Below are 25,274 nucleotides of genomic sequence, written 5' to 3'. Positions count from 1 at the left end.
ACCGACATGATTATGTTGACCCAGCTTGATGGTGTTTGGTATGTGTTGCTCATCGATATGCTTTGGTTGTGAAACAAAATCATCGTATGAACGATTACCTGAACAAGACCTGCTGGAAGATTATCAATATAAACGAAAACAGGACTACTCACAATGAAAGTAGTCCTGTTTTATGTTTCTTATGGCAATTGAGAAGTCCCCATCAAAAATTTATCACACTCATGCGCTACTTCTCGTCCTTCGTGAATTGCCCATACGATCAAACTCTGTCCTCTTCTCATATCTCCAGCAGCAAAAACCCCATCGATGTTGGTTTTGTACTCTCCATATTCCGCTTTGGCAAGTTTGTTTTCATGTACTACACCAAGTTGATCCATTAACTTCTCATCTGCTCCTGCATATCCGATCGCTACGAGGATGAGGTCAACAGGCCAAACTTTTTCTGTACCAACAAGTTCTTGGACATAGACTTGCCCACTGCTCTTCTTGATCACTCTCGCTTCAATGGTATGCACCTCTTTTACTTGACCTGCTGAATCACTGACAATCTTTTTCGTAATGACAGAGTACTTCCGAGGATCAGTATCAAACTTGGCTTTTGCTTCTTCATACGCATAATCTAAGGTGAAAACATAAGGGAATTCAGGCCATGGATTATCTTCTGCCCGCTCTTGCGGAAGTTGGGCATGTTTGCCAAACTGCACGACACTTTTGCACCCTTGACGCAATGCTGTGGCAATACAGTCTGCTCCTGTATCTCCTCCTCCGATCACGATGACATCTTTACCCTTTGCAGACAGACTCAATGGCGAACGCTCATCTAATACGTGTTTCGTAGACTGTGTGAGATAATCCATCGCGACATGTACACCTCTGGCAGATGCTCCTTCTACCTCTAATTTTCTCGGAACTTGAGCACCCGTACAGAGAATAACCGCATCATAATCTGCTTGAAGTTGCTGGAGCGTCACATCTTTTCCTAGCTCGGTATTGGTAACAAACTGGACTCCTTCTTGTGTCAACAAATCAACACGACGCTGAACCACCTGTTTTTCTAATTTCATATTTGGAATCCCATACATCAGCAAACCACCGATTCGATCTGCTTTTTCCAAGACAGTGACTAGATGACCTGTTTTATTTAGTTGGTCAGCAGCAGCTAAACCTGCTGGACCCGAGCCCACAATTGCTACACGTTTCCCGGTACACTTCTCAGGTGGCTGGGGAACAATCCATCCTTCTTTAAAGCCTCTATCGATAATCGCTTGTTCGATACTTTTGATCGCTACAGCGGAATCATGAAGAGCTACCGTACAAGCACCTTCACAGGGTGCAGGACAGGCACGTCCTGTAAACTCAGGAAAATTGTTCGTCATCATCAGACGATTCAGTGCTTCTTTCCAGTTTCCTTTTGCCACTAACTCATTCCACTCAGGAATATGGTTAAACAACGGACAACCATAGCTTCCACTGACAAATGCACCGGTTGAACAAAAAGGTGTTCCGCAATCCATACATCTTGATCCTTGGGCTCTTAGTTTCTCTTCTGAGAAGGGAAGATAATATTCTCCCCAATTCTGCTGGCGTTTTAATGGATTTTTCGCTTTGGGATCTTCTCTTTTAACCGTTATCAACTGTCTTCCCTCCTCTTAGTTAAATGAAGAAGCTTGTGGAATAAGGGTTACTTCCTCTGTTTTTTCGTCTGCTTGTCTTTCCAAAATTTGCTTATATTCTTTGGGGATAATGCGAATTAATCTCTCTGTCATCATCTCCCACTTATTTAAGATTTGTTTTGCTTGTTCGCTTCCTGTGAATTGCGCATGTTTTTGAATCAATTGTTTTACTTCCACCAACTCTTTTTCTGTCGCTACCGACTCTAATAAAACCATTTCACGGTTGCAATTCTGGCTGAAGTTTTTTATATCATCTGAAAATGCATAGGCGATTCCACCAGACATACCTGCTGCGAAGTTTTTCCCAATCGATCCAAGGATCACAACCCGTCCACCTGTCATGTATTCACAGCCATGATCACCGACACCTTCGACAACGGCATGAACACCGCTATTGCGAACGGCAAAGCGTTCACCTGCTATTCCACTGATAAATGCTTCTCCTGATGTCGCTCCATAAAAGGCTGCATTTCCTGCGATTACATTATCTTGCGAAGCAAAAGACGCTTTTCGAGATGGATAAACGATCACTTTCCCTCCAGAAAGTCCTTTACCAATGTAATCGTTGGCATCACCTTCAAGTGTTAACGTAATACCTTTTGGTACAAATGCCCCGAAACTCACCCCTGCTGAACCTTGAAAATGGAAATTTATCGTATGATCAGGGAGCCCTTTTACTCCATATTTCTTCGTCACTTCACTACCGAGAATACTCCCGACAACCCGATTGGTATTGGTTACTGGAAGCACCGCATGGACTGCCCGCCCCTCTTGCAAAGCACTCACACTTAAAGGAAGTAATGTTTTGATGTCCATTGTTGTTTCCAATTGATGATCTCTTAATTTCTGATGATAGTTGCCCACTTCTGCATCTGTTGTTGGACGGTAAAGCAATGAGGATAAATCTAGGTATTTCGCTTTCCAATGCTGCTGATGACGTAGTCCAGCTGTCAATATATCTGTTCTTCCTACCATTTCGTCAAGTGTACGAAAACCGAGGGAAGCCATGATTTCTCGTACTTCTTGGGCGATAAATCGCATGAAATGAACAACATGATCAGCATCTCCTGTAAACCGTCCCCGCAAATCTGGGTTTTGGGTAGCTATCCCAACTGGACAAGTATCTAAATGACATGCGCGCATCATGATACAACCCATAACAACAAGTGGTGCAGTAGAGAAACCAAATTCTTCTGCTCCAAGGACTGCGGCCATCACGACATCGCGACCTGTCATCAGTTTTCCATCCGTCTCCAAAATCACTCGATCTCGCAAGTTATTTAACAATAATGTTTGGTGAGTTTCCGCTAGTCCCAATTCCCATGGTAAGCCAGCATGTTTCATGCTCGATTTTGGAGAGGCACCAGTACCACCATCGTGACCACTGATTACGATGACATCAGCCATCGCTTTGGCTACCCCAGCTGCAATTGTACCTACTCCAGCCTTCGCTACCAGTTTGACACTTATTCGAGCATCGCGATTGGCATTTTTAAGATCGTAGATCAATTCTGCTAGATCTTCGATGGAATAAATATCATGGTGTGGAGGCGGGGAGATAAGTCCTACTCCAGGTGTGGAATTTCTCACTTTCGCAATCCAAGGATACACTTTGGAACCTGGCAGCTGTCCACCTTCTCCTGGTTTGGCACCTTGCGCCATTTTGATTTGAATCTCTTTGGCATGAATCAAATAATCACTTGAAACACCAAATCTGCCTGATGCTACTTGCTTAATGCTGCTGGAACGGGAATCTCCATTTTTATCGGCCGTATGCCGGGAAGGATGTTCTCCTCCTTCCCCACTATTGCTTTTTCCACCGAGACGGTTCATCGCAATAGCCAATGTTTCGTGTGCCTCTTGGCTTAACGCTCCAAATGACATCGCACCTGTTTTAAATCGTTTGACAATCGATTCGATTGACTCGACTTCTTCGAGAGGAACACTTGGCAGCGAAGAATTAAAATCTAATAAATGACGCAAAAAGATGAGTTGTTCTTTATTCGCCATCTCTGTATATTTTTTAAATAAGGTATAGTCATTTTTCCGGCATGCCTGCTGGAGCGTGTGTATAGTCTGGGGCGCAAAGGCATGAGATTCCCCTGTTCTTCTCCACTGAAAATCACTGCCAGCTTCTAAATCTCTCATTTGTAATGCCAAAGATTCATAAGCCTTTGTATGACGAAGAGCCGTTTCTTTGGCGATCACTTCAAGATTAACCCCTCCTAACTGGGAAGGTGTACGAGTGAAATAATAATCAAGTACTTGCTCATCGATCCCTACTGCCTCAAAAATCTGCGCGCCGCGATAACTTTGAATCGTAGAGATCCCCATTTTAGACATCACTTTTACAATTCCTTCTGTAGCGGTCTGAATATAACGACCTTCAGCTTCCTTCAGTCCCATCCCTTTGATAGACCCATCTGCAATCGCTTGCTCAAGTGTTGCAAACACAAGATATGGATTGACAGCATCTACTCCATAACTGATCAGCATGGATAATTGATGCACATCCCGGGCTTCTGAAGTTTCGACAATAATGCTTACTTTTGTTCTTGTACCACGGCGAACCAAATGATGATGCAAACCACTTACCGCCAGCAACGCTGGAATAGGAGCCATTTGTTCGTTCATTTGACGATCTGAGAGAATCAACAGAGACTTGCCATCTTCGATTGCCTGATCTGCCAAAGAAAATAATTCTTTCATCGCTTCTTCCACATTTAATTGAGAGACAGAAAAAAGCATAGGGATGGTTTCTGTTCGAAAAGCAGAATAGGACTGATTAGCAATCTGCCCCAGCTGAACATCAGACAACACGGGCGTTTCCAGCCGAATTTTTTGACAGTCCCGCGAATGAGGCTGCATCAAGTTGCCTTCGGCGCCTAATAAGGACGTCGTTGAAGTAACCGAAGCTTCTCGAATCGCATCAATCGGAGGGTTAGTCACTTGGGCAAAAGATTGTTTAAAGTAGTTATATAAAAGTTGCGGGCGTTCTGATAAAACAGCTAAGGGGGTGTCACTTCCCATCGAACCAATCGGGTCTTTGCCTTCAGTCACCATCGGCAACAAATTCTTATGCAGTTCTTCCCATGTGTAAGCATTTGTTTTCTGCATGACAAACAACGTGTCTTTATCCAGCTTCTGGGTTACATTTCGAGCCGGGATATCTTCTAAAGAAATAAGATTTTGCATGAGCCAGTCTCGATAAGGGAGTTGATTCGCTACTTGTTCTTTTAACTCTTTGTTTCCGATAATCCGGCCTTCTGCCAAATCTACCAATAATGTTTGACCAGCGCGTAAACGTTTTTTATACCGAATGTTTTCTTCAGGGATGTCGATCACACCAACTTCCGAAGAAAATACAATGTAGTCATCTTTTGTTACACAGTATCTTCCTGGACGAAGTCCATTGCGATCCAAAATCGCCCCGATCTGTGTACCGTCTGAAAAGGCAATTGCTGTTGGTCCATCCCATGGTTCCATGACACTGCTGTGATACTCATAGAAAGCACGAACCGGGTCTACAATTTCCTCATTTTTCTCCCAAGCTTCCGGAATCATCATCATTGCAGCATGGGCTGGAGAACGTCCCGATAATACTAAGAACTCAAAACAGTTATCCAAAATAGCTGAATCTGTTCCATCCATATCTAACACTGGTAAAACTTTTTCTAAGTCATCTCCAAATAAATCGGAGGCAAATGATTTTTCCCGGGCAAACATCCAATTCACGTTACCTCGTAATGTATTGATTTCTCCATTATGCAAGAGATAACGATAGGGGTGGGAACGCTTCCAACTCGGGAAGGTATTGGTACTAAAACGGTTGTGCACCATAGAAAAGGCAGATGTAAAACTTTCATCTTGTAAATCTAAATAGAAAGAACCCAGCTGAAATGCTGTCAACAATCCTTTGTATACAATCGTCCTACTTGATAAACTGACAACATAAACATCGTTGTTCACCAATTTCTCATACTGTTTCCGAATCACATATAGTTTTCTTTCAAATGTTAACTGGTCTATTTCTCCTGCTCGTCCAATGACTACTTGTCGAATAACAGGAGAATTCTCTCGGGCTATCGTAGTTAAGGTAGAAGGATCAGTCGGAACATCTCTCCAACCGATAACTTGCTGCCCTTCCTGTTCAATCAGAGCTTCTAGTTTTTTCTCCCATTTGTTCCGTTCGCTTTCCTCTTGGGGGAAGAAGACCATTCCAACTCCATAGTGGCCCATTTTTGGTAAAGATGGGAATGCATGTTGAAAAAAAAGATGCGGAATTTGCATTAAAATCCCTGCACCATCACCAGTACCATCGTTTACTCCACCTCGATGGTGCAGCTTTGTCAACATATGAATCCCTTGCTCAACAATTTTATGTGTCGCTTGACCTTGTAAATGCGCAATAAACCCTACTCCGCACGCATCGTGTTCATTTTTGGGGTCATATAGTCCTTGTTTTTGAGGATACTGCATGCTTCCCTCTCCTTTTTCGAAGATGTCAACCTATCTCAAATTAGAATTATTTTCTATAAATTTTATACTTATCTTATATTTTCAAACCGATGCAAACAATATATATTTAAGATAGAAACGATCGCAAAATGAGATGGATTTGAAAAGGAAGAGGTTTTAGTATGGAGTTAAGGCAGATTCAATACTTTATCGAGGTAGCAGAACGTGAACATGTAACGGATGCTGCCTTAGCATTACATGTGGCACAATCTGCTGTCAGTAGGCAAATTGCGAATTTAGAAGCAGAACTCGGTGTTCAACTATTTATCCGCGAAGGTAGAAATATAAGAATTACACCCATCGGGAAGATATTTTTACATCATGCTAAAGCGGCTGTGAGGGCCATCGCTAATGCGAAACAAGAGATGGACGAGTTCCTCGATCCAGAAAAAGGAACGATACGGGTTGGATTTCCAAGTAGTTTAGCTGCACATACTTTACCGACAGTCATCTCTGCATTTCGGGATCAATATCCCCATATCGGCTTTCAACTGAGACAAGGGAGTTATCAACACTTAATTGATGCGGTAAATAAAGGAGAAATCGATCTAGCATTTCTCGGCCCTATTCCTACCGACGAAAAACAAATCGAAGGAAAAATTCTTTTTTTAGAAAAAATCATAGCCCTCTTGCCGATTAGTCATCCCATGTCAGATGCAGCATCTATCCATCTTGACGAATTGCGCAACGACTCATTTGTTCTGTTTCCAACTGGTTTTATTTTGCGGGACATTGTGATCGATGCCTGTACCAAAGTAGGCTTTTCACCCAATATTTCCTTTGAAGGAGAAGATATTGATGCGATTAAGGGACTAGTAGCTACAGGTTTAGGTGTCACCCTGCTTCCTGAGGTTACTTTGATCGATAATGTTCCAAGAGGTACTGCAAAAATTCCTATTCACGTACCAAATCTGACGAGGAATGTAGGGATTGTGATCCCAAAAAATCGCAAACTCCCACCATCGGAACAATTGTTTTATAACTTTGTTACCCTCTTCTTCTCCAGACTAAATGAATTTAACAGCTAGAAATAAAATAGATAGATTTCCTTTTCGAAAGGAGCTTTTCACATGCTTACCAAGCAAAATTCGTTAGTGCGCAGAGATGTTCGTTTCCTCGGCAACATTTTAGGTGATGTTCTCACACAACTCGGTGGAGATGCATTATTTCACCATGTAGAACGAATTAGGGAATTAACCAAACGACTAAGAACAGAATTCCATCCAGAATTACTTGCGACTTGTATCCATGAAATTGAACAGCTGGAACCCGATATGCGCTACGATGTAATTCGCGCATTTTCTATCTATTTTCAATTAGTAAATATCGCAGAACAAAACCATCGCATGCGTCGCAATCGATATCATCGCCGCTCCAAAGAAGGAGAAATCCAACAATTTTCCATTGAAAGTACCATTCAAAACTGGCATGAATCAGGTGTATCAGCAAATGAAGTGGAGCAAATTCTCTCCTTTTTATCATTAGAATTGATCATCACTGCTCATCCAACGGAAGCTGCACGCCGATCCGTACTCAATATCCATAAACGAATTGCCAATCAACTGATACAACTCGATCAAATGGATGAAGACAGTGAAGAACATAGAGAACTGTATCATGCGCTATTTTCAGAAATCAGTACCCTTTGGCAAACAGACCCTCTGCGAAAAAGGAAACCTACTGTTTTGGATGAAGTGAGCAACGGATTATATTATATGGATCAAACGTTGTTCGATGTACTTCCACGTGTACATCAAGAGCTGGGGCGGTGTTTAACAACATATTATCCAGAGCACAACTGGAACGTGCCATCCTTCCTAAGATTCGGTTCTTGGATTGGGGGAGATCGAGATGGGAATCCGTCCGTTACACCAGCAGTCACTTGGCAAACCCTAGTCATGCAGCGAGATTTGGTGATTCGCAAATACGAGCAAAAGATGGAAGATTTGCTCCCTTATATGAGTCACTCTTCTGAGCGAGTAAAGATTTCTAATGAGTTACTGGCTTCGATTAAAAAAGACCGAGAAGAAGTTAACGCTGATGATCTGTCAAAAGGAATCTGGCGAAACCAAGAAGAACCTTATCGGATCAAATGTACGTATGTTTTAGCGAGATTGAAACATACCCGTCTGCAAAAAACCGATGCTGGTGTCTATGCCAACCCTAATGCTTTTTTAGCAGACTTAATGCTGATTCAAGCAAGTCTGCAAAGTCATCAACCAGTGGGCATCGCCATTAGCGAGATCGATAAGTTGATTCACCAAGTGGAGATATTTGGATTTCATCTTTTGTCGCTTGACCTGCGGCAACACAGCGGGGAACACGAAAAAGCAATCGATGAAATTTTAGATACGCTGCAAATAACAAGCGGCTACTCCACCCTATCGGAAGAGAAAAAAATAGAATTACTGACAGACTTACTGGCAGATCCAAGGCCGCTTACATCCCATTTCATGGATTATTCAGCAGATACAAAACAGCTATTAGAGCTGTTCCACCTTGCAGTCAAAGCAAAGGAAGAATTCGGGGAAAACTGTATTTCCAACTACCTCATCAGTATGACACAAGGCACAAGCGATCTTTTAGAAGTCGTATTACTCGCAAAAGAAGTGGGATTGTATCGTCACCACCATGACTCCCGTCTGCATGTTGTACCATTACTGGAGACCATTGATGATCTGCATCGAGCAGAGGAAATCATGGAGAGATACTTTCAAAATCCAATGTTTAAACCAGGGATTGTAAATGGAAGAGCATATCAAGAGATCACTTTAGGCTACTCCGACAGCAATAAAGATGGTGGGATGATCAGTGCAAACTGGGAATTATACCGCGCTCAGATGCGTTTGTGGCGCTTAGCAAAAAAATACAATCTCGACGTGAAGTTTTTTCACGGCAGAGGCGGAGCACTTGGCAGAGGTGGCGGGCCACTCCATCAAAGCATTATGGCAAACCCTCCTCATACAGTACTCGGCGGGGTGAAAATTACCGAACAAGGTGAAGTACTGTCTTCCCGATACGCAATGAAGCCTATTGCATTGCGAAGTTTGGAACAAGCAACTTCTACCTACTTACACTCCGTTGCTACTGCTTTAAATAAAGAACAAACGGAAATAAACCCAGAGTGGATGAAAACAATGGAGATAATCTCCAGCCACTCTTTGCAGCATTATCAACAGTTGGTGTTCCATGATCCATTTTTTATTCCCTTTTTCCAAGAGGCTACACCCTTACCCGAGATAGGCGAGCTGAATATCGGTTCAAGGCCGACGAAACGGAAAAACAGCCAAAAATTTTCCGACCTGCGTGCCATCCCTTGGGTTTTCTCATGGACGCAGACAAGATATCTCTTTCCAGCTTGGTATGCGGCGGGTACTGGGCTTGCAACCTATTTAGCAGAAAACAAAGCTGGACTTGGCATTTTACAAGAAATGTATCAAAAATGGACATTTTTCTCTACGCTTATCAATAATTTGCAAATGGCACTCTCCAAAGCAGATATGGTGATCGCGGAGCAATACACTTCTCTTGCCCATGATCAAGAACATGCCAAACAAATCCATCAGTTGATTGAGAACGAATTTGACTTAACGAAACAACAGATTTTAGCGATTACCGAACAAACGGAGCTTTTAGAACAAAATACCGTCATCCAAGAATCCATCGTACTACGAAATCCTTATGTAGACCCATTGAGTTTAATCCAAGTTCACTTATTACAATTACGAAGACAGGATCAAGACAACACAGAAAATCCCTATCTCTTAGAACAAGTTTTGCAAACGATCAATGGGATTGCCGCAGGACTTCGTAATACTGGTTGAATTTTATTCCCATCTCTAGGAGATGGGTTTTTTTTATTCACTTACAATTAATTAGTGAATATGTTAAAGTAAGAAGGTTAACATTAAACAGAAAGGGGTTTTTACTTTTGAGTAACCTCGGTCGTTCTTTCCAACTCAAAAATTTACAGCTTAAAAATAGAATTGTCATGCCTCCCATGTGTCAATATTCCGTTGAAGCAAAGGATGGTAAACCAAACGACTGGCATTTTGTCCACTATGTTTCCCGGGCTGTCGGCGGAACAGGACTAATCATCATGGAGATGACAGATATTGAACCAGATGGACGAATCAGCGATTACGACCTAGGACTTTGGTCAGATGAACAAATTCCAGCCTTTCGCCGGATTATCGATGAAGTACATAAATATGGAGCCAAAATCGGCATCCAAATCGCCCATGCTGGCAGAAAAGCAGAAGATGCAGCCGTACCGCTGTCCTCTTCTCCAATCGCAGCCAATAAGCATTACAAACAACCGAGAGCATTGACTACAGCGGAAGTAAAAGAACGGGTGCAGATGTTCAAAGAAGCAGCTGTCCGCGCAATAGAGGCAGGAGTTGACACAATCGAAGTCCATGGCGCTCATGGTTATTTGATTCATCAATTTCACTCCCCGGGAATTAACCAAAGAGATGATGAATACGGTCAAGACTCAGCTCTATTTGGCGTAGAAGTCATTCAAGCAATCAAAAGTGTGATGCCGGAAGGAATGCCACTGATCATGCGAATTTCAGCCGTAGAATACATGGATGGCGGTTATGATCTGGAACATAGCATCGAACTGTGCCGCCGTTATCGAGAAGCAGGGGTAGATATGTTTGATGTCAGCAGTGGAGGCGAGGGCCCTGCTGGTAAGAAGAAACCTGCGAATCATCCCGGATACCAAGTCCCGTATGCAAGAGCGATCAAACAAGCACTGCAAATACCTGTCATCGCTGTCGGTATTCTCGATGACCCTGCTCTAGCAGAAGCGACAATTGCCAACGAAGATGCGGATCTAGTGGCCATCGGGCGGGCGATGCTGCGTGACCCATATTGGGCATTACATGCACTGGAAGGAGAAGAACGAATAAGCTTGATTCCAAAACAATATGAGCGTGGATTTTGACCACTTTTAGAAAGATCTTCTAAGTTTATATATAGAAGGTCTTTCTGTTTGATAGCACTTTATCAGCATTGGTTCGCAAAAACGATCAAAGTGTAATCACGATTTTTAAATAATATGGTAAGATGAATATATCATCAATCGAACGACCCAAATTAGAGTTCTCATGAAGATCGTCCACCTGTTCCTCACCGCCTGTTCCCGTCGCTCCCGCAAGGTCGAGCACCCGGCCGTGCAGTTCCTCGCCTACGCGCAGCAGCAGATGAACGTGCCCCAGCCGGCGCCTCAGCTCCCCAAGCCGGAGCTCAAGCCGGTCGTGCTCAGCGGTCTGCCGTCGGTCGGCAACAGCGGCGACGGATCGTCACTCTCTGATCATCGGTCTTCTCTGACGCGTCGTCCACCTCCGCGAACTACAACTGTAGATCGTGGAGTCCCGAAATAAGTGGAGATTTCTATTTCATATAGCTTTTCCGATAAACCTTTTGATGCAATTTCCATTGCGCGAAAGGTTTATTGTTTTTTATTGCAGAATAGCTAGTCTATCTGGCATTCGAATCTTTACCAAGACTCAAAAATGGGACTTCCATACAAGTGATATAATGCTTTTTAAGGTTAACAGATATATGAAATTTATCTAATCTGGATGATAAAAATGATGGGGGAATTGGATGTTTAAGAAATTCAAACGGATTATCATCGGGAAACCGATGAAATCTACTGAAGCGCAGGAACAAAAATTAAGTAACGCAAAGGCTTTAGCGATTCTCTCCTCGGATGCTCTCTCTTCCATCGCCTATGGTCCAGAGCAGATTTTGATCGTATTAGCGAGTATTAGTGTCATCGCTTTTTGGTATTCCTTACCAATTGCAGTCGGCGTGCTTATTCTTTTAGCCGCTCTGATCCTCTCTTACAGACAAATCATCTACGCCTACCCGGGTGGCGGCGGCGCTTATATGGTTGCAAAAGAAAATTTAGGGACGAAATTTGGTCTTTTTGCGGGAGGATCATTGCTAATTGACTATGTACTAACCGTTGCCGTGAGCGTATCCGCAGGTACAGACGCGATTTCTTCCACTTTCCCTGAATTGCATCCTTATCGAGTATGGATTGCAGTAGGGCTGGTAGTGTTTATTACCGTAGTAAACTTAAGAGGCTTAACCGAATCCGCTTCCATCTTGGCATATCCAGTGTATGCCTTTGTCGTCGCCCTCGCGATCTTGATTATCACTGGACTTTATCAAGTATTAACAGGACATATATCTGCACAAATACATCCAGCAATAGGAACTCCTGTGATGGGGATTAGTTTATTTCTCATTTTAAAAGCGTTTTCTTCTGGCTGCTCCGCTCTTACTGGAGTAGAAGCAATGTCCAATGCTGTTCCCAATTTTAAGGAACCTGCTCCGAAAAATGCAGCATTTACTTTATCCATTATGGGAATCATTTTAGGACTTCTTTTGACAGGAATCGTCTTTTTATGTTACTGGTACGGAATCGCCCCACAAGAAAAAGAAACCGTACTTTCCAAGTTGAGCTCATCGGTATTTGGACGAAATTTCTTCTATTATTTTATCCAAGCAACAACTGCACTTATTTTAGTCCTAGCAGCTAACACTGGTTTCGCCGCATTTCCATTACTAGCATTTAACCTAGCTAGAGATAAATATATGCCCCGTGCTTTTAAAGTGAGAGGGGATCGATTGGGATATTCCAATGGGATCATCACCCTTGCATTGGCATCGATTATCTTAATTATTGTCTTTGAAGGGAATACGGAAAATCTGATTCCTCTTTATGCTGTTGGTGTTTTTATCCCCTTTTCACTTTCGCAAACAGGAATGATCGTCAAATGGAGCAAAACAAAACCAAAAGGGTGGATGGGAAAACTAGCGATTAACCTTACAGGGGCATTGATCTGTTATTTGATTCTCGCCATCTTTTTTATCACGAAATTTGGGCAGGTGTGGATGAGTCTCATTTTTATCCCACTTGCTGTTTATATCTTCCATAAAATCCACAAACACTACACTGCCGTCGGAAATCAATTAGAAACGGATATATCCGAGAAACTCAGCACCATTGCGAGTGGAAAAAATATCGTGATTGTCCCTGTCGCCGGAATAACAAAAGTGGTAAAACAGTCGATCTTATATGCAAAATCGTTATCCGATAATGTGATCGCTGTTTATGTTGGTTCCAGTCAAGAGTCCATTAAAGAGTTAGAGAAAAACTGGAGAAACTGGGATACTGGTGTAAAATTAGTCGGCTTGATGTCTCCTTATCGCAGTGTCCTGACCCCACTCAGTCAATTTATCGATGTAGTCAAAGAAAAAGCAGATGCATCTCATTCCCAAGTCACTGTTATCATGCCGCAATTTATCGCTAAGAGATGGTGGCAAAGATTTCTCCATAACCAATCCGGCTTTCTCATCATGGCAAATGTACTTCGCAGGAGAAATATTATTGTGACGATTGTTCCTTATCAGTTGGAGGAATAAGTTCTCTCTAGCACAGCCAAATGCTCTGAAGCAGTGACATTTGGCTTTTTTAATTCCCATTAAAGGAAACTTTCTTTAAATCTTATTTTTGCTGTCTGTCGCAGAAACCCCGCCACGAAATCGAAAAGTCTCCCATCAACCGTATTGGAATATGTATTAGTTGGATGCAAAAAATTCACACAAATCAAACAAGCCATCACAGAACATTTTTTTGCTTGTAATGGCTTGTTTTCCATTTATAAAAATATATGAATTCTTCTTTACTTGCTCTCTGTCAGCTCCACTATTGGCGCTGACAGAGAGTTGAACCAATCAGAGGCTACCGTTGATTACAAATGAACATCTCCAATGACGAGAGCAGCAATACCACCACCACTAGCACTCAGGCTAATGTTCCGGACAACTCCTGATTCCTTCATCGTGATTGACTGAATCACGACGTCGGGCTCGCTGCTGGAATCGTCTAGCTTTTGCTTGATCCTAGCTGCCAGCGTGGATGCTGCTCGGCCTTCGATCTCCTTTTTATCCAAACGGACAATGGGTTCATAGTCAGGGCAAAACGTAACTCGACAACATTTCTCATCGACGGTGGCCACAACTGTAATGGATGTAACAGACATGAGATCCCCTTGTTCCATTGCATTGGTTCTTCAGCTTACAAGTATAGTATAAAAAAATTTCAAGCTGAATAAAAGCTAAACTAGGAGTTCAGGTCTTTTTGCCTGCTAGAGGAAGCTCATAGATGTCTAAATAATAAATTTATATGATATGATTAAGATCAAACTGTTGTCCCCTGTCTCATGGGCAGATACACTCAAGGAGCACTTCTGATGCTTAACCTCAGGAACAAGGAGAATGCAAAGAAGGTCGTCCTCTGGGGGCTTCCTTTGCAGTCCATGGCTCTCATCGGATATCCGAAGTTGTTCCAGTTCAACACCTGGTTGTGCTTGATTCCTGTGGCGGTTTTTGTCCCTATCTTCACCGCCCTGCTGATCGTTTTGGCTCCCAGTCGCCAAGAGGTAAATGCCAAGATCGTCTCCCTCCTCGACCCGATGAACCTGTCGTTGATCGTGGTGGGTGCTGTGTTCGCTCTCGGCTTCGTGGTGATCGCATTCGTCGTCAATGTCTGGTACGTGGTCGTCTCGATCGGCAGTATTGCCGTCGTTCTGGGTCTGCTCGGCAAGCGTTTGGTGGACAGGGCGGAGCAAGAGCTGAACGAGAAACGTCAGCAGTAGCTCCAGCGGACAACAGACCGGCCTCCTCCCGTGTTCAACGGATGGAGGTCGCTGCTTTTTGAAATCAAAATTTTACACCTACTGAGATAGCAGCTCCCTTAAATAGCAATCTTGCTTCTGAATTTTCTCCAGTTCATATATCCAAATATGATGACTCAAAGCAGAACGAAACTGGCTGACCTGTGTGATATCACCAGTACAAATAAATTGCAACAGCCCATCAATGCTTGCTTGATCGATCTCTGCTGCACACTGTTTCACCTGTAATTTCCCATCGTTAATAAGAATTTGAACCGCTTTCAAAAAATCAGAGCGAGTTTCCGCTAATCGCAGTTGTTCAATGAGCAAGACATAATGAATTTCTTCACCAGCATAATAGACGAAATATTCCGCTAATTTTTCACTCCATTCCATCACATCGTCCCACTCCAATTTTTTCTTCCTCCTGTCTCGTGTGAAATATATCCATTGGAACTAGGAAAAAATGTCGTAATTCAAACCTTTGATCGTTACTGTATTACTCTCCACCACTACTTTGTTTACTTTACTTAAGGGAATCCTTAAAAGCTCACCGCTAGGAGTTTCTAAGTTAACTACTGCTTGAACGATGTTAGGTTTATATTCAAATGAACATTGAAAAGAAGTGGAATTGCGTTTATGCATCTCTCCAGCAGTCACCTCAATCTTGCTAATATACTCTGGCTGATCGAGTAAAGCAGATAGGTTGATTCTTTTATCTTTGGAAGAAGTTTCACTCATTTTATACACCTCCACTATCAAGTTAACTAATTAAATTATATATTCTATTTATTACTAACTATGGATTTCAGTCATTTTAACTTTTTTAGTAAAATGGGAAAACATTTCAAATTTATCACTTGCGATTTTACAATGGTTTCGTAATTGGGATAAATTTCAATCTAAGAAATTACTTAAAACAGAGGATTTCACTTTATCTGATTATTTTGTGAAGTACTATTATTGGTAGTATAATATGGGAGTGAGTACTTTTGAGAGATTATTCGGATGAGTATATGGCTCGATACACTGTTCGTAAGGTTAGAAAGAAAAAGGGACTTCGTTTAAAGGATATAGAAGATCATTATATTTCATCATCAACAATCTCCAATTTTGAAAGAGGAGAAGAAGTCCGTGATGAAACATTCGATTATTTACTAAAGAAAATTGGATTAAGTCGATTTCAACTTAATCAGTTGATTAAGGAAGAAAAGGAATCCATTGTTGAATTACAGTTTTCTTTAGAATGTATCGAATCACTTTTGGAATTAGGACTCACAAATTCCGCGAAAAAACAACTAGATCTTATTCAGATCGATGAGTTCCATCCACTTGCACCTTTTGAGTTTTATTTAAAAGGTTTCATGAATAACTATATGGATTGGAAAAGAGCAAGTAAAAACTTTGAAACTGCTTTACGTTTAATTAAGCAACATCAAATCGAATTAACAGATAACATCATAGCTGCATGCTATAACCAATTAAGTATCTGTTGTTTCAATCAAAATGATTTACAACAGGCTCTTAAATATGTCAATATCGGCTTAAATGAATACCATGAGACATTGGATAGATCAGATATCCGAAACTCATTATTGAGTAATAAAATACTATATCTAATGAAATCATCAAAATCAGATCATGCGGCACAAATTCTCAATGAAGTGTGGGAATCTATAGAAGCAATTGATCAAAAAAAAGTCGTTTTAGATTTATACAAATTTCGTTCCATTATTTTACGTGAACGAGACATGTTCAAAGAAGCTACTTCAATTTGTAATGAAGGTATTCAACTTGCTCGTAAAACCCAAATACAAAACCGACATCTTGATCTAATCAATGTAATGGGAAGCATTCTTCTAAAACAAAGAAAAATCGATCAAGCTTTAACTCGTTTTCAAATGGTTATTAGCATGGATCAGGATCAGGAGTTCCCAAGAAGACATGTAGATGCTCATACTTATCTTGGTATTTTGTTCTCTAATCAGAAAAATTGGAAAGCATCAATTGAACATTCAACTAAAGCTATGTGCATCAGTCGAGACATTTCAGATATTTTTCGTTTATCAAGGGCATTAATTGTATTGGGCGATGCCCTCTATAAACAAAAACAATGGAAAAATGCTATTCCATATTATCAAGAAGCTGTCGAATTAACAGAAAAACATGGATTTCAAAATAGGAGATACACCGCTTTATCAAGATTAACTCGCTGTTATGATATTCTAAATATGAATGAGGATTTTTTAAAATCTATGAAACAAATGTTTGAAATTCAAAATGACCTTAAAATCACAAGTGAGGATGAGATTTATGACATACTTTAAAGAACGCATAGGATGTATTTTGATCCAAAGAAAAGGAGTCGATGATGAAACAAATAATTAATCATTATCACTGAGTTACTTTTAATTTATTGAGACTACTAATTACGTATAAAAGGGATGTATCCATCACGAATACATCCCCTTTTACATTTGTACTTTCTCCTTATTATCCCATACCACTTGCTTTAATCCCCATGCATTGTTCTGTTGTTCTTGCTTTGGCGGTTTTGGTGGTACACAACTACAAGGATAATCCATTCCAAATGAACATCCCCCTGCGATCAAGAGGAAGGAGATACATAATATCAAAATCAGACTTTTATTCATATCATCGCCACTTTCCTATGTTTTTCGAGAATGTATACGAGAGAAAATCTTATAAGTTCATAACCAAAAATTAAATTCGTTATCGATTACTTTTACTATTGTATATTGTATCAAAAGTTCCACTTTTAAATCTAATACTCTACTTGAGCAAAAATAGATTGCCAATCCTAAATGATATTGAACCAAGTATCCACCATATTATTTTCTTACTCAAAAATAAACACCCTCCGTCTTACCTAAATACATTATAGGCAAACTATATTATAACAATTTTCTGTATTTAAAGGATGATTCACCTCATTTTCTCACAAGGTTTAAAACAGAATCAGAAAACAAGTTACCCCTCTCTCGAATGTACCGAAAAACCGAAACGTTTCGGTTTTTCGGCTTTCGGTAAATGGTGGGGGCGGGAGGATATTTACATAGTTTTCCATCTATCACTGTGATACTCTTTAAAATAGAGGTGGTTTTAGAAACCAATCTATCATAATATAGGAAGTAACTTTGAAACTGTACTCGTAACATCCTTTCAACACTTGTCACCCACCTACTTCATTCTAAGAGGTGAAAGGTATGCTTTATCTAGGTGTATCGATGTTCTGGGGCAGTGACAACAAGGACAAAGACGAAAAAGAAGAGAAAAAATCTTACACTGGTCATTGTGCAGCGTGTGGTAAACTTTCCAACTTCGAGTGGAACGGGAATCATTACCAGTGTACGAATTGGGGCTGCGGAGAAGAAGTAAGATAGGAATCTAGCAGGGTAGAAGGCTTTTCGTCTTCTATCCTTATTTATAAGGAGATGATTTCTTTTGGATTGCTTCCAATCTGAACAGGCATTTATCATGGGAATGAAACCAGCAGTAATGACGAATGATAGGTACAAAATGATTCATTATCTGAAAGAAAAGTACCCATTCTTTACTCTTCAAGAACGACCAAATTTTAACGAATACATATTTTTTCAGGATGAGTTAGGAAAAGAACGTTTTTTAGATAGAATGGACAGAAATCCGGATCCACTGAATCCTGAACACATTCGAGTGTTAGGCTTAACACTAGGGTTTCCTCCAAAAGCAGTCGATTATTTTGTAAAACTCCACTTTGCAACATCAGATAAACCTGCTTTATCTTTACAAAATGTAGGATTATACTACTGTGGAATACATTGTGCAAGCTCCATTGATACGCTAATAGAAGATGTCCTTTGGCTGTGGGACAAGTACCCCTACCCAGAAATAGACACCCTACAAATACGTTACCATCGCAGAAACATAGAACAACTATGTAAGTTAGATTATGAAGATGTGCAGTCCTTACGATTTTTTCAACAAATTCTAAAAATGACTATTGAACTGGAAAATCAACATATATACACACCTAGTAAATCAATTATGATAGAGAACTAGAACGCAGTGGATTAACCAGATTCATGGAATGAAAGTAAGATATATAAATTCAGATCGAACATTCCACATCCTATGGGGAAAATTCAAATTTATCCATCACTTTGCCTTTCATTCTAATAACTTTCCCATCAACTTCTAAACCCACTTCTCTCATTCCATTTTTTATAAAATGCTATTGCCTGCTGATTCAACGGAGAAACTCTCAAATGATATTCGCTTACTCCTTTTGTTTTGATAAATTCATAGCATATTCATGAAGGTATTTTCCGTAACCTTTTCCCCTGTATAACGGAATTAAATAATATAGATTTACATATCCGATGTTTTCATCTCTATATTTCATAATCTGTAAATTTAGTTGTCCAGCGTACTTATCTAAGTATTTTACTAATTATAAGAAATACATTTCAGTGTTCTTTCGGTGTATTGATTTACTTTGCAACTGTAAAGAGTCATTCCAAAAGAATGACTCTTCTTTATATAAATATTCTTATTATCGGGCATCTGAACAGCTTAGGCTGCTCAGATATGCTAGGAGGCAACTCCCAGTTCTCACCGGCCCTGTTGGAAAGCCTCCACGATGCATGCCAAGTACGCATCATATGGGAGGGGATGGGAAGCATTCAGGCTAACACCTAGCAGCTCCTCACATTTGGCGTTCATCGCCAGATAGACCATACCCTCACTGAATTCACAGTAGTAGATCACGATTTCCGCGACCGAACTGGCATTGGCCTTGATCAGATCGATTCCAGCTTGGAGGATTTGATCGCTGATACTTGCTTCAACCATGGACTCTCCATTTTGCATCAGAGCTTGCTTATTTTAAGAATAGCATAATCGTTTAAAATACGCATTATCATCTCTTTTTCCATCACCAATATGGATTCATCAAACCTTTTCTATCGAAAAAAGCTTACTTTTTGCTTGTATTTTGCTATTTCTCCCAATCATCCAAGCGCTCACCCCATACAATGCAGCACTTATATAAAATAAAACATCAATGGTTAACCAGTCGATCAAATAACCTCCCACAATAACGGCAAATCCAGAAGCTATGGATGTCCAGAAGTGATAACTGCCGATATCCTTCCCTCGATCTCCCTCAAGGGTATGGTCTGCTAATAATACCCGCTCACTCATCCTCTGCATCGCATTACATATTCCCATCAAAAGTTGGAGCACGATTACCCATGCAAACTGAAGTACCCACGGAAAGGCAAACATAGCGATCATCATTCCAATGGAGCTGAGTACCAATATTTCATGTGCTCTGCTGTCGAGACGTGATGCTAGAACTTGGGAAGTGATGGCAGAACTCAACGTAAAAACTGCAAAGGCTAGTCCATATTTGGAATAACTATTCCCTAAATTTTTTAAAAATAACAGATAATACGGATAGATCATCCCGGATGCTAACGTGACGATACTCTGTGACCGGATGAGCCATTTAATTTTCACGACCCGCTCTCCTTTACATATTGTTGATAAAAATAATTCATGAACAGGCGATCACGGTCATATTGATTCTTTTTTTGATAGAACCGCTGATAGTTTGGATATGCTCGTTGATATTGTTTGACAGTTGGATAAGGTGCATAGGGAAGATAGTAAGTTCCATGATATTTTTCTACAACATCGATGATTTGCTGTATATGTCCCCGAAATGATCGTTGCCCTTTATCATCGAGGGAAACATGGAACAGGCAAACAAGGGCAAACATATCCGAGTTCGCATAAGATAATGTCGCTTCTTGATCTTTGTTCACATATCGAACGGTAATATTTAATAGATTTACATTGGAACCCTGTAACACTTTTCTCATATCGGCAACAAATGGGGCAAACTGGTGAATAGGGATAAAGTACTCTTGCAGTAAATCATTTTCTCCTGTCCCGTTATACTCCATAAATTCGCTTTCTGAACGCATTGCATTATTGCGACTTATCAGTTTATTGTTCTGAGAAAAGATAAACTTTCGCTGTAACTTCCAAAACACTTCTTTTCCCCAGTCAAAATTCCGATTTATCTGAAATCCTATTTTAGAAGGAATGACCCATTTTTCGCGTTCTTCCAACTGATTATACTTTGTAAGGGGTTCGGATTTTTCTTGTTTATAATTCAAGACATACATATCTTGAAGAAAATTACTTGGTGCTATGGAGATCCTCGCGATATGCATCCGCATCTGCGGATTTCCTTTTACTTGTTGAAGGAAATAATTGGTGTAATGATCTACCGAAACGGAATCGGTTATCATACGATAGAGCTCATCCTCTGTCAATGTGAGCGTCACATCTAAAATCACACCGTACAACCCAAATCCTCCGAGAACTAACGGAAACAAATCAGCGTTTTCCTTCCTGCTAACTTGAATAATCTTGCCCTCTGCTGTCAACAAACGAAAAGATTCCACGCTTTTTATCATTGACCCATTGCGAATATCCCTACCATGTGCATTGATACTGATCGATCCACCTACTGTAAAAATATTTTGTGACTGCATGGTTTTAATCGACAGATGATATGGATTAATCTTTTCTTGGATGTCCTTCCAAGTTGCCCCAGCTTGTACCGTAATTTTCTTTTTAGCTGGATCAAAAGCAAGGATTTTATTGTAGGAAGTCATATCAATGACAATGCCGTCTTTATAATACGTATGCCCTCCCTGACTATGACGTTGACCAGCGATAGATAAGCTCAGATGTTTTCTCTTTGCTTCTCTTATTAATTGGATCAACTGGGCTTCTTCTTTTCCAGCTACCACTTTTTCTACTTTAACAGGATGCAGTCGACTATAATCGGTTATCAGATATGGATCTTGGTCTAACGCATCCGTATATTTGTAATTCCATAGACACAAGGTGAAAAGCAAAACAATAGCAAGGAACTCCTTTTTCCAAAGCAAACGTAGTTTCTGATTCATACTCCCTCCGTTTAAATGATTTTTATTCTTCCATTAAATCTAACTAGTATAAATAGACTTATTAAGTGTAATTTTACACTTTTAAAGTAAATTGTCAATGTATATACAAAAAAATCAAAAAAAAAAAGTGATCCTTAATAAGGTTCACTGTACTATTTTGTGAAAAATACCTGTTTAAAGGATGTACTTATAGTAATGTAATAGTTCCTTTTTAAACTGTATGATAAGATAAAATTAGAGATTCAACCAGTTCAACTCGACCGGAAAGGGTCTAGAGATGACTGACAACAACACCTACGGGCTGTATTCTGAAGCCAGTGGTGGCTGGCTCAATCTGATCATCGTACTGGGCCGGGACCTCTCGAAGTCGGATCTGCTGGAGCAGATCGCGTACATCGAGGCCACCAACGAACTGTCGGACGGCGAGAAGCATGTGATCGCCCAGGTGAAGAGGGAGCTCGAAAGCAAGGAACCGACGGAGCTCAGCTTCTTCGAACTGCTGAAGAAGCTGAACGACTTCAGGATCAGCCTGAAGGACTTCGAGTCCAAGCACCCCTCGCACTACAACGAAATCAACAAGCTCCTCCGTGTGTTCGATTTCGAGATCGAGCTCCACCTCCTGGCGGTGTACGCGGAGGACTACTTCATTAAGGAGAACGGGAAAGCGAGGCTCCACTCACTCCTCTCCCCGAGCTGGCTCCGCAGCCATGAGGAGTTGGACTCCCTGCTTGCGTGGGACGGCCAGAAGCAACACCTCAAGGAGCAGGACCCCTTTGCCTTTGAGGCCACCGAGCTCAGGATCAGGCTGATCAACCTGAAGCTCATCCTGTGGCGCAACCACTGCCGCCCTGTGGACGAATCGAGGAATTCCACGAGGCCGTGAAGTACGTCAAGGCCAGCGCGTAGGCATCAGAACCACGTCCATCTCGTAGGTGAGCACATCAGAGGAATATTCTTCTGATGTGCTGCCGATAATAACTTTTTTATATAAATGAAGCACTTGCCATATTGATGTGAAAATGCTTTTTATACAGGCAGTTGATTAAATTGTATCCAAAACATGTCTTAAACAGGCAGATCTTTACGTCTAAAAACAACAACTGCCATAAGAAAGAAAAAAGCAGTTGCTATTAGCAGTCCAATGGACAAGGGAACAACATCCACCGAACCATCCGCTATCTTCCCCGGATCAAAAGCATGGAAAATTGTAAAGTTACGCAGCCAATCCAGCTTTTCACTCACTTTTCCCACAACGTCCAAAATGAGAAATAAGATCGTGATACCAGCTGAAACGGATACTGCTCTGCGTTCATCATTAAATAGGCAAGAAAAGAAGAAACTATAAGCACTTATAACTGCAAACGTAAGAAAGCCTATCAGATTGATTTTTAGAAAGGTATGCATATCAAGCAGCGATTTATCGATAAACCATGTATCACTAAGCCACGCACCTAGCACAACACAAAGACAAATAAATACCAAACCAGTCAGTAAAAATAAAATTTGTGTAAGGATGACACGGATTCTTGTATTTGGAGTGGCAATCAGATAGGCCATCGAACCTCGATCTACTAAACGAGCTACCAGATGATTGGCAGTGAGCACACTATACACGATCAGTAAAATCAAGTAGATCATGCTGTAAAATTCGGCAATTAAAAAGCCTGTTAAGGTACTCAAACCATCACTGAGATTAAACGCTTTTAATACACCTTCTGGCATTGATTTTAACAATTGATCCATGTTTTGATTCGCAATGGTTGGAAAGAGCATCACATAAGCCACCATAATGACAAAGGAGCCAAGACCCATATATAACATAAGTTTTCCATTGGTTTTTATCATGGTGCGATACAAAGAGCCAATCATGATTTCCCCTCCCGATCATAGTAATGCATAAACAATTCTTCTAAGTTTTGGGTGTGCAGATCGAGATTGCGAACATCAAACTTCGCGAGCGTCTGGAAGAATAATTGGTAATTCCCTTTGACCATTATCTCCACTCTTTCTCCCTCTTGCCCGCTAATCTGTAGCCCTGTAGCTTTTAACTGTTCTACTTCTTTTGGACTTCCAAGTGTAACCACAAATATTTTGCGCTGCTGCTTCCTCACTTCGGAAACATCACTTACACTCACCATTCGTCCATCTTTAATCAAACCAACTCGATCACAGGTTCGTTCGATTTCTTGAAACATATGAGAAGACATCAAAACTGTTTTCCCACGCTTTTTCTCTTCTTCAATCAGCTCTACAAACGTCTTTTGCATAAGTGGATCGAGTCCAGAAGTTGGTTCGTCTAAGATGTATACACTTGGATCATGCATAAATGCGAGCACAATCCCTACTTTTTGCTTCATTCCCTTGGACATTTTTCGAATCGGTACACTAGGGTCAAATTGAAATCGCTCGATTAATTCCTCTCTCCGTTTCTTTTCCTTCAACCCTCGCATGTCAGAGATTAACTCTATCAGCCCAGAGCCATTCATATTTTCCATCAGCGAGATTTCCCCAGGGAGATATCCGACTTTTATTTGAATCTGAGCTGCATCTTTCCAACAATCCAATCCATCTACTCTCGCTGTTCCTTTTGTCGGATGAAAGAAACCCATCAAATGGCGGATGGTCGTCGTCTTACCTGCACCATTAGGACCAAGAAATCCAAAAACTTCGCCTTCGTGAACGTCAAACTCGATATCAAAGATTCCTTTTCCATTAGAAAAACGTTTGGTCAAACCTTCTAGCTGGATCATCCCTTATCTTCCCTTCGATAAATGCCATGGCGAAAAATTTCTACCAACAGCTCCACATCCTTCATCATTTCATGCCAATTTTTTAGACCCTTATCGGGTTGTCGTAATGCTTCTTTTACCATTTGTTGTGCCATAGACTCAAAGCTGAAATAGATGTACTGCAATGCTTTTTCTCGATCGATATCTGACCGAAAAACAGACCAATCAATCCCATCCATCAGCATAGGAGTTCGTAGTTTAGCAGCTTCTGCCATCCTAGTTTCAAATGCTTCTGGAAATCGATGTTGAATATCTTCATACGCAGTAAGAATAAATACATATACCAATGGTTCTTCTTCGCAGATTTGCAGCTTTGTTTTGGATAAAACTATCAACCTATCAAAAAAATCCGTTGGCAGATTAGTCAATCTAGGTTGGAAAATCTCCCAAAATATATCGGTGCATTGATCATAAGTAGCTAGATAGAGATCTTTTTTGCTCTTGAAATAGTGAAACAACAACCCCTTTGAAATTCCAGCCTCTTGAATAATTTGATTGGTGGAAGCTTTATCATACGTATGCTTCGTAAATTCTTTCATCGTTGCTTCAAATATCTTATTCCGTTTATCTATTGGGACTTGTTTATACAGATTTAGCAACGTCTCA

General features: G+C 40.8%; 21 protein-coding genes and 1 pseudogene. 9 read left to right on the top strand and 13 right to left on the bottom strand.

The window, feature by feature from the left end; genetic code table 11:
* Positions 1-179: 179 nt before the first annotated feature.
* Together AC5WOE_RS18465 and gltB are read right to left on the bottom strand one after the other, a co-directional pair.
* Positions 180-1,634, bottom strand: a complete 1,455-nt coding sequence (locus tag AC5WOE_RS18465; RefSeq protein WP_496051297.1) for a glutamate synthase subunit beta — start codon at positions 1,632-1,634, stop codon at positions 180-182.
* A 15-nt stretch (positions 1,635-1,649) separates the two neighbouring features.
* Complete coding sequence (gltB, locus tag AC5WOE_RS18460) at positions 1,650-6,152, bottom strand: glutamate synthase large subunit (RefSeq protein ID WP_496053204.1); 4,503 nt, start codon at positions 6,150-6,152, stop codon at positions 1,650-1,652.
* 161 nt (positions 6,153-6,313) lie between these two features.
* Here gltB and gltC point away from each other — a divergent pair, with 161 nt between their 5' ends.
* From gltC to AC5WOE_RS18440, 4 genes are all read left to right on the top strand, one after another.
* The gene (gltC, locus tag AC5WOE_RS18455) at positions 6,314-7,219 is read left to right on the top strand and encodes a glutamate biosynthesis transcriptional regulator GltC (RefSeq protein WP_496051295.1); all 906 of its coding nucleotides are present in this window, start codon (positions 6,314-6,316) and stop codon (positions 7,217-7,219) included.
* Positions 7,220-7,261: 42 nt separating this feature from the next.
* Complete coding sequence (gene ppc, locus AC5WOE_RS18450) at positions 7,262-10,015, top strand: phosphoenolpyruvate carboxylase (RefSeq protein WP_496053203.1); 2,754 nt, start codon at positions 7,262-7,264, stop codon at positions 10,013-10,015.
* A 107-nt stretch (positions 10,016-10,122) separates the two neighbouring features.
* Positions 10,123-11,142 carry an NADH:flavin oxidoreductase/NADH oxidase gene (locus tag AC5WOE_RS18445; protein ID WP_496053202.1) on the top strand — a complete coding sequence of 340 codons (1,020 nt, stop codon included), beginning with the start codon at positions 10,123-10,125 and terminating at the stop codon, positions 11,140-11,142.
* A gap of 665 nt (positions 11,143-11,807) precedes the next feature.
* On the top strand, positions 11,808-13,637 hold the full coding sequence (locus AC5WOE_RS18440; RefSeq protein ID WP_496053201.1) for an APC family permease: 1,830 nt from the start codon (positions 11,808-11,810) through the stop codon (positions 13,635-13,637).
* A 329-nt stretch (positions 13,638-13,966) separates the two neighbouring features.
* On the opposite strand, the gene AC5WOE_RS18435 is transcribed toward AC5WOE_RS18440, so the two are convergent.
* On the bottom strand, positions 13,967-14,257 hold the full coding sequence (locus AC5WOE_RS18435) for a hypothetical protein (protein WP_496053200.1): 291 nt from the start codon (positions 14,255-14,257) through the stop codon (positions 13,967-13,969).
* Positions 14,258-14,467: 210 nt separating this feature from the next.
* Between AC5WOE_RS18435 and AC5WOE_RS18430 the strand changes: the two genes are divergently transcribed.
* Entirely contained in the window at positions 14,468-14,872 is a 405-nt protein-coding gene (locus AC5WOE_RS18430; protein WP_496053199.1) for a hypothetical protein, read from the top strand.
* 78 nt (positions 14,873-14,950) lie between these two features.
* Here AC5WOE_RS18430 and AC5WOE_RS18425 read toward each other — a convergent pair whose 3' ends face one another.
* Both AC5WOE_RS18425 and AC5WOE_RS18420 read right to left on the bottom strand, forming a co-directional pair.
* A complete protein-coding gene (locus tag AC5WOE_RS18425; protein WP_496053198.1) occupies positions 14,951-15,304 on the bottom strand; it encodes a hypothetical protein in 354 nt (117 codons plus the stop codon).
* 42 nt (positions 15,305-15,346) lie between these two features.
* Positions 15,347-15,631, bottom strand: coding sequence for a hypothetical protein (locus tag AC5WOE_RS18420; protein ID WP_496051284.1), 285 nt, complete (start codon positions 15,629-15,631; stop codon positions 15,347-15,349).
* 251 nt (positions 15,632-15,882) lie between these two features.
* Here AC5WOE_RS18420 and AC5WOE_RS18415 point away from each other — a divergent pair, with 251 nt between their 5' ends.
* On the top strand, positions 15,883-17,217 hold the full coding sequence (locus AC5WOE_RS18415) for a tetratricopeptide repeat protein (RefSeq protein ID WP_496053197.1): 1,335 nt from the start codon (positions 15,883-15,885) through the stop codon (positions 17,215-17,217).
* A gap of 144 nt (positions 17,218-17,361) precedes the next feature.
* On the opposite strand, the gene AC5WOE_RS18410 is transcribed toward AC5WOE_RS18415, so the two are convergent.
* Positions 17,362-17,544, bottom strand: a complete 183-nt coding sequence (locus tag AC5WOE_RS18410; protein WP_496053196.1) for a hypothetical protein — start codon at positions 17,542-17,544, stop codon at positions 17,362-17,364.
* Positions 17,545-18,117: 573 nt separating this feature from the next.
* Between AC5WOE_RS18410 and AC5WOE_RS18405 the strand changes: the two genes are divergently transcribed.
* Entirely contained in the window at positions 18,118-18,294 is a 177-nt protein-coding gene (locus AC5WOE_RS18405) for a hypothetical protein (protein ID WP_496050922.1), read from the top strand.
* A gap of 61 nt (positions 18,295-18,355) precedes the next feature.
* The gene (locus tag AC5WOE_RS18400) at positions 18,356-18,952 is read left to right on the top strand and encodes a hypothetical protein (RefSeq protein WP_496053195.1); all 597 of its coding nucleotides are present in this window, start codon (positions 18,356-18,358) and stop codon (positions 18,950-18,952) included.
* Positions 18,953-19,169: 217 nt separating this feature from the next.
* Here the strand turns inward: AC5WOE_RS18400 and AC5WOE_RS18395 are convergent.
* The 4 genes and pseudogenes from AC5WOE_RS18395 to AC5WOE_RS18380 form a co-directional block, all read right to left on the bottom strand.
* Positions 19,170-19,319: pseudogene (locus tag AC5WOE_RS18395) on the bottom strand (GNAT family N-acetyltransferase); the annotation flags it as partial.
* Positions 19,320-19,504: 185 nt separating this feature from the next.
* Positions 19,505-19,744, bottom strand: coding sequence for a hypothetical protein (locus tag AC5WOE_RS18390; protein WP_496050919.1), 240 nt, complete (start codon positions 19,742-19,744; stop codon positions 19,505-19,507).
* 99 nt (positions 19,745-19,843) lie between these two features.
* On the bottom strand, positions 19,844-20,413 hold the full coding sequence (locus AC5WOE_RS18385; RefSeq protein ID WP_496053194.1) for an MFS transporter: 570 nt from the start codon (positions 20,411-20,413) through the stop codon (positions 19,844-19,846).
* Positions 20,410-21,879: an FAD-binding protein gene (locus AC5WOE_RS18380; protein WP_496053193.1), complete on the bottom strand. Its 1,470-nt coding sequence runs from the start codon at positions 21,877-21,879 to the stop codon at positions 20,410-20,412. The genes AC5WOE_RS18385 and AC5WOE_RS18380 overlap by 4 nt, the downstream gene beginning before the upstream one ends.
* Before the next feature lie 277 nt (positions 21,880-22,156).
* On the opposite strand from AC5WOE_RS18380, the gene AC5WOE_RS18375 reads away from it, so the two are divergent.
* Positions 22,157-22,762: a hypothetical protein gene (locus AC5WOE_RS18375; RefSeq protein ID WP_496050916.1), complete on the top strand. Its 606-nt coding sequence runs from the start codon at positions 22,157-22,159 to the stop codon at positions 22,760-22,762.
* 182 nt (positions 22,763-22,944) lie between these two features.
* Here the strand turns inward: AC5WOE_RS18375 and AC5WOE_RS18370 are convergent, their stop codons facing one another.
* From AC5WOE_RS18370 to AC5WOE_RS18360, 3 genes are all read right to left on the bottom strand, one after another.
* Entirely contained in the window at positions 22,945-23,748 is an 804-nt protein-coding gene (locus AC5WOE_RS18370) for an efflux permease Rv1217c-related protein (RefSeq protein WP_496050915.1), read from the bottom strand.
* The gene (locus tag AC5WOE_RS18365) at positions 23,745-24,629 is read right to left on the bottom strand and encodes an ABC transporter ATP-binding protein (RefSeq protein ID WP_496050914.1); all 885 of its coding nucleotides are present in this window, start codon (positions 24,627-24,629) and stop codon (positions 23,745-23,747) included. Before AC5WOE_RS18365 ends, AC5WOE_RS18370 begins: the two co-directional genes overlap by 4 nt.
* On the bottom strand, positions 24,626-25,274 hold a 649-nt coding region (locus AC5WOE_RS18360; protein WP_496053192.1), incomplete at its 5' end, for a TetR/AcrR family transcriptional regulator. The genes AC5WOE_RS18365 and AC5WOE_RS18360, both read right to left, overlap by 4 nt.

Source organism: Shimazuella sp. NTD248 (assembly GCF_059510395.1).
Note: the sequence above shows the minus strand (reverse complement) of the source record. Positions and strands in the feature narration are given on the sequence as shown.